This window comes from Gordonia gummivorans, assembly GCF_022513585.1.
GTDB lineage: Bacteria > Actinomycetota > Actinomycetes > Mycobacteriales > Mycobacteriaceae > Gordonia.
The window spans coordinates 1-17,361 of the sequence record NZ_JAKWBF010000035.1 but is presented as its reverse complement, the minus strand read 5'-3'; the positions used below and the strand labels follow the sequence as shown (position 1 = coordinate 17,361).

Annotated in this window: 11 protein-coding genes; 8 read left to right on the top strand and 3 right to left on the bottom strand. The window is 68.2% G+C overall.

Annotation, left to right across the window (positions count from 1 at the left end; genetic code table 11):
- Positions 1-21: 21 nt before the first annotated feature.
- From MKW15_RS20660 to MKW15_RS20630, 7 genes are all read left to right on the top strand, one after another.
- Positions 22-3,408 (top strand): ATP-dependent helicase, encoded by a 3,387-nt coding sequence (locus MKW15_RS20660; RefSeq protein ID WP_240861574.1) that lies wholly within the window; start codon positions 22-24, stop codon positions 3,406-3,408.
- On the top strand, positions 3,401-6,751 hold the full coding sequence (locus MKW15_RS20655) for an ATP-dependent helicase (protein WP_240861573.1): 3,351 nt from the start codon (positions 3,401-3,403) through the stop codon (positions 6,749-6,751). The genes MKW15_RS20660 and MKW15_RS20655 overlap by 8 nt, the downstream gene beginning before the upstream one ends.
- A gap of 55 nt (positions 6,752-6,806) precedes the next feature.
- Positions 6,807-7,874 (top strand): potassium channel family protein, encoded by a 1,068-nt coding sequence (locus MKW15_RS20650; protein WP_240861570.1) that lies wholly within the window; start codon positions 6,807-6,809, stop codon positions 7,872-7,874.
- Between the two features lie 7 nt (positions 7,875-7,881).
- Positions 7,882-8,817 carry an NAD(+) diphosphatase gene (gene nudC / locus MKW15_RS20645; protein WP_240861567.1) on the top strand — a complete coding sequence of 312 codons (936 nt, stop codon included), beginning with the start codon at positions 7,882-7,884 and terminating at the stop codon, positions 8,815-8,817.
- A 39-nt stretch (positions 8,818-8,856) separates the two neighbouring features.
- Entirely contained in the window at positions 8,857-9,141 is a 285-nt protein-coding gene (locus MKW15_RS20640) for a mycoredoxin (RefSeq protein ID WP_240861564.1), read from the top strand.
- 184 nt (positions 9,142-9,325) lie between these two features.
- Positions 9,326-11,479 (top strand): ATP-dependent DNA helicase UvrD2, encoded by a 2,154-nt coding sequence (locus MKW15_RS20635; RefSeq protein ID WP_240861562.1) that lies wholly within the window; start codon positions 9,326-9,328, stop codon positions 11,477-11,479.
- Between the two features lie 535 nt (positions 11,480-12,014).
- Complete coding sequence (locus MKW15_RS20630; protein WP_240861559.1) at positions 12,015-12,305, top strand: WhiB family transcriptional regulator; 291 nt, start codon at positions 12,015-12,017, stop codon at positions 12,303-12,305.
- Between the two features lie 81 nt (positions 12,306-12,386).
- On the opposite strand, the gene MKW15_RS20625 is transcribed toward MKW15_RS20630, so the two are convergent.
- The 3 genes from MKW15_RS20625 to MKW15_RS20615 form a co-directional block, all read right to left on the bottom strand.
- Positions 12,387-13,700: an ABC1 kinase family protein gene (locus MKW15_RS20625; protein ID WP_240861554.1), complete on the bottom strand. Its 1,314-nt coding sequence runs from the start codon at positions 13,698-13,700 to the stop codon at positions 12,387-12,389.
- Entirely contained in the window at positions 13,697-14,626 is a 930-nt protein-coding gene (locus tag MKW15_RS20620) for a hypothetical protein (protein WP_240861552.1), read from the bottom strand. Before MKW15_RS20620 ends, MKW15_RS20625 begins: the two co-directional genes overlap by 4 nt.
- Before the next feature lie 79 nt (positions 14,627-14,705).
- Positions 14,706-16,070, bottom strand: a complete 1,365-nt coding sequence (locus tag MKW15_RS20615) for a zinc-dependent metalloprotease (protein ID WP_240861550.1) — start codon at positions 16,068-16,070, stop codon at positions 14,706-14,708.
- A gap of 111 nt (positions 16,071-16,181) precedes the next feature.
- On the opposite strand from MKW15_RS20615, the gene MKW15_RS20610 reads away from it, so the two are divergent.
- Complete coding sequence (locus tag MKW15_RS20610) at positions 16,182-17,249, top strand: YlbL family protein (protein WP_240861547.1); 1,068 nt, start codon at positions 16,182-16,184, stop codon at positions 17,247-17,249.
- The last annotated feature ends 112 nt before the right edge of the window (positions 17,250-17,361 follow it).

Below are 17,361 nucleotides of genomic sequence, written 5' to 3'. Positions count from 1 at the left end.
GCGCGTGATTCGATGGAGCCCATGGCCACGAGACCCGGTGAACACGCAGCGCGCTCCGCGTTGCGCACGCGGCTTGTCGCGGCACCCGAGGTGGCCGACGCGAAGCGTGCCTGGCCGCCGCATGTCGATCGGGTGATCACCCACGGTGTCGATACGGCTGGACCGCAGGACGGCGCGTGGCGGCCGTTCCGCGTGCACGGCGGGCCGGGTAGCGGGAAGACCGCGCTGATCGTCGACGCGGCGGTCGCGCGGTTGCTGGCACCCGACGTCGATCCGGAGTCGGTTCTTGTGCTGGCATCGAGCCGGCAGGCGGCGGCGACGCTGCGCGAGGAGATCACGAGGCGAGTACTCTCCGCCGATTCCGAAAACCAGCGGGCGTTGGGTGGTGCGCTGCGCGAGCCATTGGTCCGCACGGTGCACTCCTATGCCTTCGCGATCCTGCGGCTGCAGGCGTCCGCACACGGCAATCCGCCGCCACGACTGATCACCGGTTCCGAGCAGGACGTGGTGTTGCGAGAGCTGCTCGCCGGCGACATCGAGGACGGTGCCGGGTATTGGCCGGCGCATCTGCGGCCCGCGCTCGGTACCGACGGATTCGCCCAGGCGCTCCGCGATCTGATGATGCGGGCGGCCGAGCGCGGCGCCGGACCCGAGGAACTCGCGGCACTCGGGCGCAAGCACCGCCGGCCGGAGTGGGTGGCCGCGGCACGGGCGTATGCGCAGTACGAACAGAACATGCTGCTGCGCGGCGCCGTCGGACTCGAGACGCCCGGCGCGTCGGCACCCGCGGTGGATGCCGCCGAACTCGTCGGGTCGGCTTTGTCGGCCTTCGCGACCGACCCGGATCTGTTGACCGCGCAACGTTCCCGCATCCGACACCTGCTCGTCGACGACGCGCAGCATCTGGATCCGCAAGCCGCACAACTGGTCCGGTTGGTCGGGACAGGTACCGCATCGACCATCATCGCGGCCGACACCGACCAGTCGGTCTTCGGGTTCCGGGGAGCCAGCCCGCGTTTCGCCGACGACCTCGCCGAGTCCGGTTCGGATCGAGATGTCGTGCTGGAAGAGAACTTTCGCAGCAATCCGGAGATCGAGCGGGTGGGGAAGGTGCTCGCGTCGCGGCTGCCCGGTGCGCGCCCGCATCCCTATCCCAGCGCGTCCGGTCCCGACATTCCGGGCGCGGTCGATGTCAAGGTGTTCGGCTCGGCGGCCAAGGAGGCCACCGCTGTTGCCGATCTGCTCCGCCGCGCCCACCTTTTCGACGGGATCGCGTGGTCGCGGATGGCGGTGGTGGTGCGGTCGGTCTCGCTGGCGCTGCCCGCGCTGCGTCGGGCGTTCCGGTCGGCGGGGGTACCGCTCACCACCCCGGCGAGCGGGCTGCCGCTGCACCGCCAGCGTGCGGTGGCGGCGCTGATGCTCGCGCTGCGTGCGGTTGCGGCGCGTGCGGCCACCCCCGACGACGCAGATGAGTTGTTCACCGTCGAAGATGCAGCGGCCCTGTTGTCGGGGCCCGTCGGCGCCGCCGACCCGGGCTCGCTGCGCAGGTTGCGCCGTGGGATTCGGCGCATCGACGAGAAGAATACGAATGGCGATGCGGATCAACGGGATTCGTTGACCGCGTTGCGTGACGCGATCGTCGACGATGCCGTCGGGTCCCATTACTGCGAACGCCTCACCGAGGCCGAACGTGCGCCGTTGCGACGGGTGCTCGACGTCGTCGAATCGGCATACGCGGCACATTCGACTGGCCGGGGGATCGAGGAAACGCTATGGGCCGCATGGCAGCGGACCGGTCTGGAACGACGCTGGGCGTCGGCCGCGATGCGCGGCGGACCGGCGGGCGAACAGGCCGACCGTGACCTCGACGCGGTGATGGCGATGTTCGAGGCGGCGGGGAGTTTCGCCGACAACCTGCCCGCGGCCGGGCCGGGAGGGTTCGTCCACTACCTGGGACAGTTGCAGATCCCGCGGGACAGCCGGGCCGCCGCCGCGATGACCGACTCGGTGACGGTGTGCTCGGCGCATGCGGCGGTGGGTCGCGAGTGGGATGTGGTGGCCGTCGCCGGCGTGCTGGACGGTCTGTGGCCGTCGCTGCGCAGTCGTGGAAGCGTACTCGGCACCGGGGCGCTGGTCGACCTGCTCGACGGGGTGGATCCCGATGCGCTCGACAAGCTCGCACGCCCGGTCGCCGCGCTCGCCGACGAACGGCGGCTGTTGCTCGTCGCGTGCACGCGGGCACGGCGGCGGCTGCTCGTCACGGCGGTCGAGGACGGGAGCGGTGACGCCTCGCCATCGCGTTTCGTCGGTGAACTCGCCGATGCGGTGACCAGATCCGACGGGCCGGCACACGACCCCGGTGAGGAGGGCACACCACTCGATCCCGGTGTGCAACGGGTGCTTTCGCTTCCTTCGCTGGTTGCCACCCTGCGATCCGTCGTCGTCGCGGGTGGAGCCGAACCCGACGAGCGCACGCGGGCGGCCGTGCGGCTGCTTGCGCAGCTGGCCGACTCCGACATTCCCGGCGCGCATCCACGCGACTGGTTCGGGTTGGCCCCGTCGAGCACGGATCATCCCCTGTGGACTCCGGAGAAGGGGCCGGTAGTTCTCTCCCCATCCAACGTCGACGCACTGAGCAAGTGTTCGCTGCGTTGGTTGCTGGAACGCAGCGGCGGCCGCGACGGCGACGCCGCACCCGCGGTCACCGGAAGCCTGGTCCATACGCTCGTGCAGGCGGTGGCCGGCGACCTCGACCCCGACGAGGTGACCGCGGCGCTGCGCGGCATCTGGGACCGCATCGACACCGGCGCCGCCTGGTTCTCCGCGCGTGAACTCGAACGTGCGGAGTCGATGCTGGTGCATTTCCGGGACTGGCTGCGCATCTCGCGCGCCGACCTCACCGAGGCCGGTGTGGAGTTGCCGGTGGATGCGACGGTGCCCGCCGACCCCGGGCCGCCCGATCCCGACCGGCCCGGTTCCGACCTCGACGTGCGTCTGCGCGGCCGCGTCGACCGGCTCGAAACCGATTCCGCCGGAAGGCCGGTCGTCGTCGACGTGAAGACGACCAAGTCGGCCATCACGAAGGCCGACGCGGAAGGCCATGCCCAGATGGCGGCCTACCAGGTGGCGATCGCCAACGGCGGTGTCGCCGCTCTCGGCCGCACCGAACCGGGCGGAGCACGACTGGTGTACGTGTCCTCTCCGCATCGCAGCACGGGCGCGGCGGAACGCACCCAGCCGCCGCTGTCGCCGGAACTGCTCGACGAGTGGATCGGCGTCGTGCGCCGCGCGGCCCGGGCCAGTGTCGGTCCGGAATACGCGGCAACCCCCAATCCGGGGTGCGTGCACTGTCGTCTGACGACGAGTTGCCCGGCCCAGATCCAGGGCAAGGCGGTCACCGATGATTAGCGCGAGTTCGCTGGCCGCCGCGCTGGGTCTGCCCAATCCCACGCCGGAACAGGTCGCGGTGATCGAGGGCCCGGTGGAACCGATGCTCGTGGTCGCCGGCGCCGGTGCCGGCAAGACGGAGACGATGGCCTCCCGGGTGGTGTGGCTCGTCGCCAATCAGATCGTCGGCCCCGACGAGATCCTGGGACTCACCTTCACCCGCAAGGCGGCCAGCGAACTCGGCGCGCGCATCCGGCGTCGGCTGTCGATGCTGTCCGGATCGCCTGCGCTCCGGTCGTGGGATCCGGACGGTTCGCTGACGGCCCGGCTGCGGGGCGCCGACCCCGAAGTCAGCACCTACCACGCGTATGCCGGCCGGCTCATCGGCGATTACGGTCTCCTGCTGCCCGTCGAGCCGCATTCGACGCTGCTCAGCGAGACCGAGCTGTGGCAACTGGCCTTCTCGGTGGTCGCCAACTGGCCGGGCGAACTGCACACCACCAAGACACCCGCGACCGTCACCGAGATGGTGCTCAAGCTCTACGGCGAGATGGCCGAACACCTCGTCGACGTCGACGACCTGCGGCGCGCGGGGTCGGATCTGTACGACATGGTGATGACGCTGCCGAAGGGGCCGCGCCAGCGCGGCGGGCCCAATCAGTCGCTGTTGCGGGTGCGGGAGGTGATCGACGAACGGCGGGAGCTGATCCCGATGGTGGTCGCGCTCGCCGACACGATGCGCGAACAGGCAGCGCTCGACTTCGGCAGCCAGATGTCGATGGCCGCGCGGCTCGTCGTGGCCAATCCGGAAGTGGTTGCCGCCGAACGCACGTCGTTCCGCGCGGTGCTGCTCGACGAGTATCAGGACACCGGACACTCGCAGCGGGTGCTGCTGTCGACGCTGTTCGGCGCCCGTGGGGCCCGCGCGCATCCGGTCGCGGTGACCGCGGTCGGCGATCCGATCCAGTCCATCTACGGCTGGCGTGGGGCGTCGGCCGCCAATCTGCCGCGCTTCGCCGCGGACTTTCCCCGTCCCGACGGCAGGCCGGCGGAACGTCGTGAACTGCTGACGAGTTGGCGCAACTCGGTGAACGGGCTTCGCCTGGCCAACCACATCTCCGAGGAACTACGCCGCCGGGGCATTCCGGTGAGCGTCCTGCGCCCTCGGCCCGACGCCCCGTCGGGCACCGCGTCGATCACGCTGACGCAGACCGTGCTCGACGAACGCGCCTGGGTTGCCGACGCGATCGAGGCGCACTACCGCGCCGCCGAGGATTCCGGGGAGGCGCCACCGACCGCCGCAATTCTGGTGCGCCGCAACGAGGATTCGGCACCTCTGGCCGCCGAGCTGGAGGCGCGGGGAATTCCGGCCGAGGTGGTGGGTATCGGTGGGCTGTTGCACGTGCCGGAGATCGAGGACATCGTGGCGACGCTGCGGGTGATGGCAGATCCGATGGCCGGCACCGCCGCGATGCGACTGCTCACCGGCGCCCGATGGCGGCTGGGCGCGGCCGATCTCGCCGCCCTGTGGCGGCGCGCCACCGAGCTGGCCGCCGAAGAGATCGCAGCGGCCGGCGGCACCGTCACCAGCCGCGAACAACTCGACGCCGCACTGGACGCGGTTCTGCCCACCGAGGTGGTCGATCGCGCCGGGATCGCCGACGCCGTCATCGATCCCGGCGAGCCGACCCGCTACAGCCCCGACGGATATGCCCGCATCCGTGCCTTCGGTGCGCAGTTGGAGTCGCTGCGACGCCGCATCGGTGCGCCTCTGCCGGAACTGGTCGCCGACGTCGAAAACGTGATCGGCGTCGGGGTCGAGGCGCAGATCCGGGCGCGGCGGATGCGTGGCGCGATCACCGGTCGCGAGCACCTGGACGCCTTCGCCGAGTACGTCACTCACTACGCCGACCGTCCCGGAGCCAATCTGCCTGGCCTGCTTGCCTTTCTGCAAGCGGCCGAGGCCATCGAGAAAGGTTTGGAACCGGGCCGGATCGAGGTGGCGGCCCAGCGGGTCCAGATCCTCACGGTGCACGCCGCCAAGGGCCTCGAATGGGATGTCGTGGCGATTCCGCATCTGTGCAAGGGAATCTTCCCGGGCGGCAAGGCTGATTCGACGTGGCTGGGCAGCGCGCGGGAACTCCCGGCCAAGCTGCGCGGAGATCTGGCGGTCGCCGCGGAACAGGGCAACGATCATCCCGAAGGCTTTCCGACGCTCGATCTGCACACGGTCGGTGACCGAAAAGAACTCGAGGACAAGCTGACCGAGCACAAGGAGGCAATCGCGCAGCGGCGGCTCGAGGAAGACCGCCGACTCCTCTATGTGGCGCTGACCCGAGCGCGCCACGACGTGTACATCTCGGCGCACCAGTGGTCGGAGACCGGGGACAAGCCGCGCGGCGGATCGGACTTCTTCGCCGAGTTGCTCGCCGAGATCTCCTCGACCATCGCCGACCCCACGGCGAACTCCGACGGCCTCACGGTCGACACCATCGCACCCGACCCGGAGGACGGCGCAGCCAATCCGCTCGCGGAGCATGTGGTGGCCGCGCCGTGGCCGGCGGATCCACTGATCGGACACCGGGATTCGGTGCAGACGGCCGCCGACCTCGTGCTCGCCGAGATCGCCGGCCGCGATCTGCCCACGCTGTTCGACGACGCACCGTCGGCCGAGAGCGGGGCACAGACCGACGATGACGAGGTGGCGGCGTGGGAGGCCGAGGTGTCGGCGTTGCTGGCCGAACACCGGGCCGGGAATCAGGCACTCGTGGAGGTCGAGTTGCCGACCCATCTGTCGGTCAGTCAGCTCGTCGAACTCGACATCGATTCCGATGAGTTCGCGCGCCGGTTGCGGCGTCCGACCCCCTTCCGGCCCAACCCGACCGCACGGCGCGGCACCGCTTTCCACGCCTGGGTGGAGCGATGGTTCGGCGCCACCCGACTCCTCGACATCGACGAACTGCCCGGAGCCGCGGACGCCGCTGCCGCCCCCGACACCGACCTCGAGGCCCTGCGTGAGGCGTTCCTCGCCTCGCCGTGGGCGTCGCGCAGCCCGAGCGAGGTGGAGGTGCCGTTCGAGACAGTGATCGGCGGGATCGTCGTCCGGGGACGGATCGACGCCGTGTTCGCCGAGCCCGACGGCGGCTGGACGGTGATCGACTGGAAGACGGGAGCGGTTCCGGAACCGGCCCGACGCGAATCGTTGTTCGTCCAGCTCGCGGCGTATCGCATCGCGTGGGCGCAGTTGGCCGGGGTGCCGATCGATCGCGTGCAGGCGGCGTTCCACTATGTCCGTTCGGGTCATACCCTGCAAGCCGACCACCTGCCCGACGAAACCGCTCTCGCGGCGAAGCTCGCACCATGAGCTCGATGCGTTAGATTCCTCAGTGTGAGCGAACCGTTCGAGCACCGATGCGGCCATGCGTAACCGCCTGCGCCGACGATTCGCCGGCGAACAACTCGCCGATCGGCCCGATTACGACCTGGTCGGGGTCGTCCGCATCCCGGAGCTGCAGCAGAGCCCTGGCCGTGCCATCGGCAAGCGGGTGGTGTTCGCCATCGTCGCGCTGTTCTTCACCGCAGGCCTGGTCTACCTCGACCGCGACGGCTACCGCGACGTCCAGGACTCGCCGCTGTCCTTCCTGGACGCCATGTACTATTCGGCGGTCACGCTCTCGACCACCGGCTATGGCGACATCACGCCATATACACCCGAGGCCCGGCTCATCAACCTGCTGATCATCACCCCGCTGCGCGTCCTGTTCCTGATCGTCTTGATCGGTACGACACTGGAAGTGCTCACCGAGCGATCGCGGCAAGCCCTCAAGATCCAGCGTTGGAGGAACAACGTGCGCAATCACACCGTCGTCATCGGCTACGGCACCAAGGGCCGCACCGCGGTCGACGCCATGGTCGGGGACGGGATCAAGCCCGCCGAGATCGTGGTCGTGGACGCCAACCCGGACGTACTCGAAGCGGCCGCTGCCGACGGCCTGGTCACCGTGCGCGGCGATGCCACCAAGTCCGATGTCCTGCGTCTGGCCGGTGTCGCCCACGCGTCGAGCATCGTCGTCGCCGCCAATCGCGACGACACCGCTGTGCTCGCCACGCTCACCGCCCGCGAGATCAATCCGCGCGCCAAGATCGTCGCGTCGATTCGGGAATCCGAGAACACCCATCTGATGCGCCAATCGGGCGCCAACTCGGTGGTGGTGTCGTCGGAGACCGCCGGACGGTTGCTCGGGATCGCGACGATGACCCCGTCGGTGGTCGAGGTGATCGAGGATCTCCTGACTCCGGATGCCGGATACGCGATCGCCGAACGTGAGGTCGAACCGTCGGAATCCGGTGGATCGCCCTCGCACACCCGCGACATCGTGCTCGGTGTCGTCCGCAACGGCACACTGCATCGGGTCGACGACGCCGAGGTCGAACAGATCGAGGTCGGCGACCGACTGCTCTATGTGCGCAAGGGGTCGGCGGAGTGAGTCGACGATGAGTGGCGCCGAGTTCAGCCTTCGTCAGCCGCCGCTGCTCTCGCGCGCGGGTTTCGATCGGGCCGACGAGATCCGCGACGATCCGGCGCGGATGTCCGCCGGTTGGCCGAACGCCCGCGTTCTGCTGATCGACGCGGATGGACGCTACCCGGTCAACGACAGCGGGGGACTGCACTGGATCCCCGCCGCTGACCTTGCGGACGCGCCACCGGGCGACGCGATTCTGCTGGGCGTGGCCGGCGGCGACCTGTGGGCGCGCCGCGTCGACCACATCGACGGGCCGACCGACGACGCCCGACGCGGGGCGGTGCGGCTGTCCGCGGACGAGGCGGGGCTGCTTGCAACTGCTCTCGGCATCCTGAATTGGCATGCGACGGCGAGCTATTCGCCGGTCGATGGGGCAGCGACGGCGCCGGCGCGTGGCGGCTGGGTACGCCGCGGTGTCGACTCCGGACGCGACGAATTCCCGCGCACCGACCCGGCGATCATCACCGTCGTGCACGACGGAGGAGATCGCGTGCTGCTCGGCCGGCAAGCGGTGTGGCCCGAGGGTTGGTATTCGACGCTCGCCGGATTCGTCGAGCCGGGAGAGTCGTTGGAGCAGTGCGTGATTCGCGAGGTCCACGAGGAAGTGGGCATCACCGTCACCGAACCGCGCTACCTCGGCAGCCAGCCGTGGCCGTTCCCGCGATCGCTGATGCTGGGTTTCGCCGCGATCGGCGACCCCGAGCACGAACTGCACTACCTCGACGGCGAGATCGGGCACGCGCAGTGGTTCCACCGCGACGAGGTCCGCGCGGCGCTCGCCCGCGGCGACGATTGGGTGCGACCCGAGGCCGGCGCCGAGACACCTGCAACTGACACCCATCGGCTCCGGCTGCCCGGTTCCATCTCGATCGCGCGGGCGATGATCGAGTCCTGGGCCGCGGGTTGAGGTGGGAACAGTGCGGCACCGCGTGGTGTTATTGACCACATGAGCAATGTGATCGACGACGAGGCCGGCGCGCGGACCTCGGACACTGGTGAACTGACCATGTACACCACCTCGTGGTGCGGCTTCTGTGCGCGACTGAAGACCGGCCTGCGCAGCAGCGGCATCCACTGGCAGGAGATCGACATCGAGCTCAACCCCGACGCGGCCGAGTTCGTGGGCAGCGTCAACGGCGGCAACCACGTGGTCCCGACCGTCCTCTACGCAGACGGCACCACCGCCACCAACCCGTCGATCGCCGAGGTCAAGGCCAAACTGGGCGTCTGATCGTCCCGACCTTCTCCCTCAACCCACCGCTCCCTGAGGTGCTCGAGGCGCTGGGCGAGAGCCTCGAAGGGCCTGGTGAGACAACAACTCCACCTCGCCATGGGCTTCGAGGCTCGCAGGCTCGCACCTAGCCAGCGGTAGGGGCGCCTCGCGCCTTCGCCGGCGGAAGAACGGTGGAAGCAGCATGGCGGGTAAGACGTCGGTGGTGGGTGAGATAGTGGACGGCGTGTCCGATCCGAGTCGTCTTCGCAATGCGCCAACGCAGGCCGCAGGCCTCGATCCCGAGCAGAGTGCTGCGGTCCTCGCGCCTCGCGGTCCGGTGTGTGTTCTGGCCGGTGCCGGAACCGGCAAGACGCGTACGATCACCCGGCGGATCGCGCATCTGATCGAGAGCGGCCAGGTCAATCCGGGCCAGGTACTCGCGGTGACGTTCACTGCTCGCGCCGCGGGTGAGATGCGGACGCGGCTCCGCTCGCTCGGAGTGGGTGGCCCGCGCGGCACCGACAGCGTTGCCGCCCAGACCTTTCACGCCGCAGCGATGCGCCAACTGCGTTACTTCTGGCCGCGAGCGTTCGGCAGCGCGCGGTGGGAACTGCTCGACAACAAGTTTCCGGTCGTCTCACGGTCGGCGCGACGCGCCCGACTCGACACCTCGACAGACACCGTGCGCGACCTCGCGTCGGAGATCGAGTGGGCCAAGGCGTCGCTGATCGATCCCGAGCACTATGCGGAGGCGGCGTTGCGCGTCGGCCGCGACACCCCGGCACCGCCCTCCCAGGTGGCTGCGGTGTACGGGCATTACGAGGATGCCAAGGTGTCGGCGGACGGTGACCGGATGCTCGACTTCGACGATCTGCTGATCTACATGACGCAGATCCTGGCCGCCGATCCTGGTGTGGCAGAAGAGTTCCGGTCACGCTACCGGTGTTTCGTCGTCGATGAGTACCAGGACGTGACCCCGGTACAGCAGGGTTTGCTCAACGCATGGCTGGGCGACCGGGACGACCTGACCGTCGTCGGCGACGCCAACCAGACGATCTACACGTTCACCGGCGCGACGCCGTCGTACCTGCTGGATTTCGGCCGTCGGTTCCCGGATGCGACGGTGGTCCGCCTGGAACGCGACTACCGGTCGACGCCGCAGGTCGTCGATCTCGCCAACCAGGTGATCGGGGCTGCGCGCGGGCGGATCGCCGGTACACGGCTCAAGCTGGTCGGGCAGCGGCAGGCGGGCCCCGAGCCGCAATTCGCTGAGTACGACGACGAACCGGCCGCCGCATCGGCGGTGACCGCTGAGATCGCGCGCCTGGTGGATTCGGGGGTGTCACCCGCCGAGATCGCAATCCTCTACCGCGTCAACGCCCAGTCGGAGAGTTATGAAGAGGCGCTGACCGAGGCGGGGATTCCGTATCAGGTGCGCGGCGGGGAGGCGTTCTTCACCCGGACCGAGATCCGGCAGGCGATGCGGCAGCTCACCGTGATGGCCGGACGTGAACTGCCGGCCGACGCCGAGGTTGCCACCGTCGTGCGCGCGGTTCTCGCCGAGCTCGGTTTGTCCGACGAAGAACCGGCCGGTGCGCAGGCACGTAGCCGGTGGCAGTCGTTGCGCGCCTTGGAGATGCTGACCGCCGACATGGTCACGGAGAATTCCGACCTCACGCTGCCTGAACTCGTCGCCGAACTGTCGGTGCGTGCGCAGGCGCGGCAGCCGCCGACCGTCCAGGGCGTCACCTTGTCGTCGTTGCATGCGGCCAAGGGACTCGAATGGGATGCGGTGTTCCTGGTGGGACTGACCGACGGTTCGCTGCCGATCAGCCAGGCGATCAAGGCCTCGGCCGACGAGATCGAAGAGGAGCGGCGCCTGTTCTACGTCGGGGTGACCCGGGCGCGCGAGCATCTGCACCTGTCGTGGGCACTGGCCCGTAACGAGGGCGGCCGCCCGCGACGCCGTTCGCGTTTTCTCGCCGACCTGGTGCCCGACGACTCTCCGGCCTCCCGTGTTGCGCCGGAGCGTAAGTCACGGCGAGGCCCGGTGTGCCGCGTGTGCGGGACTCGGTTGATGGATTCCACCGCGACGCTGCTGGGCCGATGCGCGGACTGTCCGTCCGACCTCGACGAGGGTCTGCTGGTGGCGCTCAAGGAGTGGCGCCGCGATCGGGCGCAGACGAAGAAGGTGCCGGCCTATGTGGTGTTCTCCGACAAGACGCTGACCGCCATCGCCGAGCAACGTCCCACCGACACCGCCGCGCTGGTGTCGATCTCCGGGATTGGTGCGCAGAAGCTCTCCGAGTACGGCGAGGAGATCTTGGATTTGGTGAAAACCGCAGGTCAAAAATAGGTTGTGCGATCCTGCGGACACCACCTACCCTGGTTGAGTCAGCACGGGGTGACAGGTGCGTGTCCATCGCATCGCAGGAGCTCACGTGGAAGCCATCGAGAAGGAAAGGAGCGGACAAGTGAACGGAATCAATATGTATCTGGCCGGCGGTAGCTGCCTGCCTGTGGCCAAGCCGTGTGCGGCACCCATCAGCGGTGTTGCGGCTGTCGATACCCGGATTCGTCGCGACCGCTCCTGGGCGGTCGCAGTACCGCGTTCGATGGCCCTCCATCTGGCGGCAACGCATGCAGCGTTCGCCGGAGCACCGGCCGCCGAAGCACGAGCGCTAGAGCGGTTCCCCGTGCAGCATCGAAGTTCATGGAGTAGTTGACTCCACGACATTCGGGCCACGGGCGAATCGCAGAAGCGAACCCGTGGCCCTTTTTGTGAAGCCCCACACGGTTCTCATCTCACGATGAGAAGCGAAGCGGCTCTCCCACATTGAGGACTCGGGTCGGAGAACACCCAAGTATCACGAGCAGATGTGGAGAGCAGAATGACTGTCGAATGCGTTCTCGAATCCTGTCTTTCGGCGAACCGCGTGTCGGTTGGCCGATTGGACCTGCCCTGCCAGGTGGCCGATGCAGACCTGTGGTTCGCCGAGGACCCGCGCGACCTCGAGCGCGCAAAGGAACTGTGCGCCGAGTGCCCGTTGCGGACGCAGTGCTTGCAGGCTGCGATGGATCGGGCCGAGCCCTGGGGTGTCTGGGGCGGGGAGATCTTCGAGCGCGGCACCGTCATCGCGCGCAAGCGGCCGCGTGGCCGCCCGCGTAAGACGGTCGCGTGAGAAGTGAAGAATCGGTTGCCATGGCGCTCGGAAAGCGAGCGCCATGGCAACCGATTGCTATTCGTCGAGGTTCGGGCGACGTCAGGCCAGGCCCGGAACCCACTTTTCCATGATGGCGCGGTACGGTGCGTTTGCCTCGAGCTGTGATGCGATGCCCACGCAGCCGCCGAGTACCCGGAAAACCATGACGAAACGCTTGGGCACGTTGAGATTTCGCGATGTCTTGTACACGTCACCCCGGACGTCGGTGGCCTTGCCCGCCGCGCGCTGCATCCACTTGCGGGTGAAGTGGAACGACTCGGTGTACAGCGGATCGACGTAGGGCTTCAGGTAGGCCTCGATGTCGGCGGCCTCCACCTTGTCGGCGCGGGACGCCAGAATGAAGTCCGACTCCACCATCAGCTCTTTGAGTTCGGCGTACTTCTTGTCGCGGGCCAGTCGCAGGATCGGTCCGGTCTCCGGCGGCAGTCCGCCGGGGTAGTGGCCGACCGCGCCGAAGTCGAGCACACCGAAGCGGCCGTCGTCGGCGATGAAGAAGTTGCCGGGATGCGGGTCGCCGTGGAGCAGACCCAACCGGAATGGTGAGCTCACCTCGAACTCGGCCATCCGTGCGGCGGCGGCATCGCGCGTCGCCTGGTCGCCGGTGGTGATGATCTTCGACAGCGCAGTGCCTTCGACCCATTCGGAGACGACCACCTTGGGCGCGCTCGCCACGACCTTGGGGATGAGGAACTGCTCGTCGCCGTCGAACTCTTTGGCGAAAGCACGCTGGTTGTCGGCCTCACCGAGATAGTCCAGTTCGGCCTCGGTCCGGTCGATGAGCTCGTCCATCATCGCCTTGACGTCGGTGCCGGGCGAGAGTTTCTGCAGCAGACCCGACATGCGCGACAGGGTCTTGAGGTCGGCCTTCAAGGCGTGGTCGGCGCCCGGGTACTGCACCTTCACTGCGACGGTGCGCCCGTCGGACCACACGCCCTTGTGGACCTGCCCGATACTCGCCGAAGCGGCCGGGGTGTCGGAGAACTCCTCGAAGCGTTCGCGCCAGCGGGTGCCCAGCTGTTGGTCGAGGACCTTGTGGACCTTGTCCGCCGACATCGGCGGTGCGTCGGCCTGCAGCTTGGTGAGTGCCTCGCGGAATGGCTCCCCGAACTCGTCGGGAATGGCGGCCTCCATGATGGAGAGCGCCTGGCCCACCTTCATGGCCCCGCCCTTGAGTTCGCCGAGAACCGAGAACAATTGCTCGGCGGACTTCTCCAGCAACTCCTGATTGACTTGGTCTTTGTCCTTGCCGACCATGCGCTTGCCGAAGCCTGCGGCCGCGCGGCCGGCCATTCCGATGGGGAGAGACGCCAGCTTCGCGTTGCGCCGACCCTGCCCCCTGGTGATGTCGGTCATAGCATCCTTTCCCCGTCAAGAATAGATGACGGACCCTCATGTTCGGCGCGGGGGCGACATTCGCACAGCGGGTGCGGCGGCCACTGCGTGAACTCGATGCGTGCCGTGTCCGGCCGGAACTCGAGGACCCTGTCGAACAGTAGCGGTCGCGAACCGTCCGACGCCGGACGGACACGGCCCGGGTTCTGCAGGGCTGTGCAGAGTTGCTCGATCTGGACATGCGCGAGTGCTGCGGTGGTGCGGATAGTTGCCGAACTCGCGTAGCCGGGCTGCCGGACGAGTTGCGCGGCGAGCAACGGCCAGTCGGGTTCCATCGTGGTGCGGTGGTGGTCGGCGCACCGCAGGCAACTGGACATGCCGGGGAGAACGAGCGGGCCGACAACACCGACGCCATCACGAACCCGGACCTGGAGGTGGGGAATGCGTAGTCGTGCCAGGGCGCTCGTCAAGCTCGGATCGTGCACCAGGAAGTCGGTCAGGACAACAAGATTCGTGTCCCAGGTCTCGATGGCTCCGGCGCCGGGGCGTCTTGCGGTGTGGCGTGCGGAGATCCCCGTCTCCGACAGCAGCGAACCGATCAGATCGGCCAGTGGCCCTTGCCCGTGAATACGTACGCGCAGTGCGGGTTCGGCGGACGCGGCCGCCGGCACGCGCGCTTTTCCGGCGGACACCAGGCGCGACAGGATCTCGTCGACGTCGGCGGTGTTGAGACCCGCGGCCCGGATACGCATGGCGACGTCCTCCGGGCGGCAGGGCTGCTGCATGGAACGCAGCAGGTCCGCCACCGCGGATGCCTGCACTTGGGCGTCGACGTCGATGACGAGACTGTCGGCCGGATCGGTGCCGATGTGTACCCGATTGGCCGGGCGCACGAGAATCGGTGTTCCGGGCTGGATCATCGGAAGCGTGGCCGGTCGGGTCTCCATGACCAGACTCTGCCAGGCTGCGGCGCGTCGAATCAGTGTGGCGGCGAGTTATCCACAGGCATGGCTCCCGCGTCGACGACTATGGAGTCTTCGGCGGGTCGTCGGACTCGCCCGAGGTGTCGTCGTCGCGTTCGGCCGCCAACGTCCGCTCGAGTTCGGCGATCGGGTCGTCGAGGGCTCCGGTGTCACCACCGATGACCCGGTCGATGAATGCGGCCGGTTGGTCGAGATCTTCGCCGTCGGGCATGAGGTCGGGATGTGCCCAGACGCCGTCGCGGGTCGCGATGTCGGAGGCATCGAGCAGCTTGCGCCACAGATCCGACGCCTCACGCACCTTTCGTGGGCGCAGTTCCAGTCCCACCAGGGTCGCGAAGGTCTGCTCGGCGGGTCCGCCCGACGCCCGACGCCGACGCATGGTCTCGGTGAGCGCGCCGGTACTCGGGATCCGGTCACCGAGTGCCTGACCGACGACCGATTCGACCCACCCTTCGATGAGTGCGAGCAAGGTCTCGAGCCGGTTGAGTGCGGCCTTCTGCTCGGGTGTCGTGGTCGGCTCGAACGACGCCGACGACCCGATCAGCTCCTCGAGTTTGCCGGGGTTGGAGAACAGTTCGGTGGGGTCGATGCTCGACGTCGCGTCAGCGATTCCGCTGAAGTCGACACTGATCCCGCGGGCGTATTCCTCCACGGTGGACAGCAGTCGTTGGCGGAGCCACGGAACGTGCGTGAACAAACGGACGTGGGCGGCCTCGCGCGCGGCGAGGAACACGATGATCTCTTGCGCGGGCTGCTCGAGACCTTCGGCGAACTTCGCGATCGCCTCGGGGAGGAGTACCGCCACACCCTCGGCTGCCAACGGGAGGCCGATGTCGGTGGAGGTGAGCACCTCCTTGGCGAGCTGTCCGAGACCCTGCCCGAGTTGGGTACCGAAGGCCATGCCGCTCATCTGGGTGAGCATGCCCATCATCGGCCCGGCGAACTGTGCGGCCTCCGCGGGCAGGTTGTCCTGCCACGTCCGGGCGAGCTGCTCGGCGACCGGATTGCACAGGCCCTTCCATGTGGGCAGCGTCTCTTCGAGCCACTGCACGGGGGTCCACGCCACCGACTGCGACACTCCGCTGGGCAGGGTGGTCGCGTCGTCGAGCCAGACGTCGGCAAGACGCACGGCGTCGGCGACGGCGCCGGTCTCCTTGGCGAGAACGGGTGTGAACGAACCGATCTGCTGACGAGCCAAGTTGGTCGCGACCTGGTAGTTCACCGGTCCCTGGCCGCCGCCGGTCATGCCGGCGCCCATGCCGCTGAGCATGCTGCCCAGTTGGGAGAACATCTGACCCAGCGCAGCCGGATCCATCGACGACGGGTCGAATCCGGCCGGTCCGTCGGATTCTTTGCGGCGGTCGTCGTCGTCACCGGACGACGAGAAGCCGAAGGGCAGGTCACTCATGCCATCCACGGTACCGCTCGAATACCGCCAGATCGGGGGTGAGGTGTTCGCGTTGAGCGTAGTGCGCTCAAGACATGCGGGGGTGCCGGTGGAATCGCTAACGTGAGCGGAATGACGCTGCAGGCCCAGTACCGCCGGATCGCCACGGTCGCGGTGACCACGCTGGTACTCGTCGTACTTCTCGTGCTCGGCACCCAGGTGCTCGTGCCCTACGTCGCGCTCGGGCCCGGGCCGACGCTGAACACGCTCGGGACCGCGCAGGTGAAGGGGCAGGACGGCAAGGTTCAGACGCTCCCGATCGTCGACATCCAGGGTGCCCAGCTCGACCCGACGACCGGAAACCTGAACCTGACCACCGTGTCGGTGACCGACGGTTTGAGTCTCTTCGAAGCGATGGGCAAATGGCTGTCCGGCGAGTACGCACTGCAGCCACGCGACCGCATCTACGACCCGGACAAGACCACCGACCAGGTGCGTGAGGAAAACGCCCAGCAGATGACCGGGTCGGAGGACGACGCGACCGCAGCGGCGCTGCGGTTCCTCAACCGGCCGACCAAGCTGGTGATCGGCACGATCGTGTCCGGCGGACCGTCATCGACCGTCCTGAAACTCGGTGACCAGGTGAATCGCGTCGGCGGCACTCCTGTCGTGACCGCCGAGGACTTCGACAACGCGGTGGAGAAGGCTCCCGTCGGCAAGCCCCTCACGCTCGACATCGTGCGCAACAACGTTCCGTCGGCAGTCTCGGTGATTCCGCGATCCGACGCGCGCGAACCCAGCAAGGCGAACATCGGGGCCGACGGGGCGGTCGTCAACGCCGACCCCGGGCTCAAGATCACCTACTCCGTCGGCGACATCGGCGGACCGTCGGCCGGAATGATGCTGTCGCTGGCCGTCATCGACAAGCTCAGCCCCGGCGAACTCACTCACGGAAAGTTCATCGCCGGCACCGGCACGATCACCGACACCGGAGTGGTCGGGCCGATCGGCGGCATCACCCACAAGACCCGCGCCGCCCGAGACGCCGGGGCGACCGTCTTCCTGGTGCCCGGCAGCAACTGTTCCGAAGCCGCCTCCGACAAACCGGACGGCCTCGAGTTGGTGAAGGTCGACTCCCTGCAAGGCGCGGTCGACTCCCTCAACGCCCTCGGAGCCGGACGGCCGGTCACGCACTGCTGACGCGGTACGCCGCTACCTGGGTGCTCGGAGAACCACCACCGCTGCCTGAGGTGTGAGGAGCGCTAGCGACGAACCTCGAAGGCCTGGTGAGACGACAATGCCCTCTCACCAG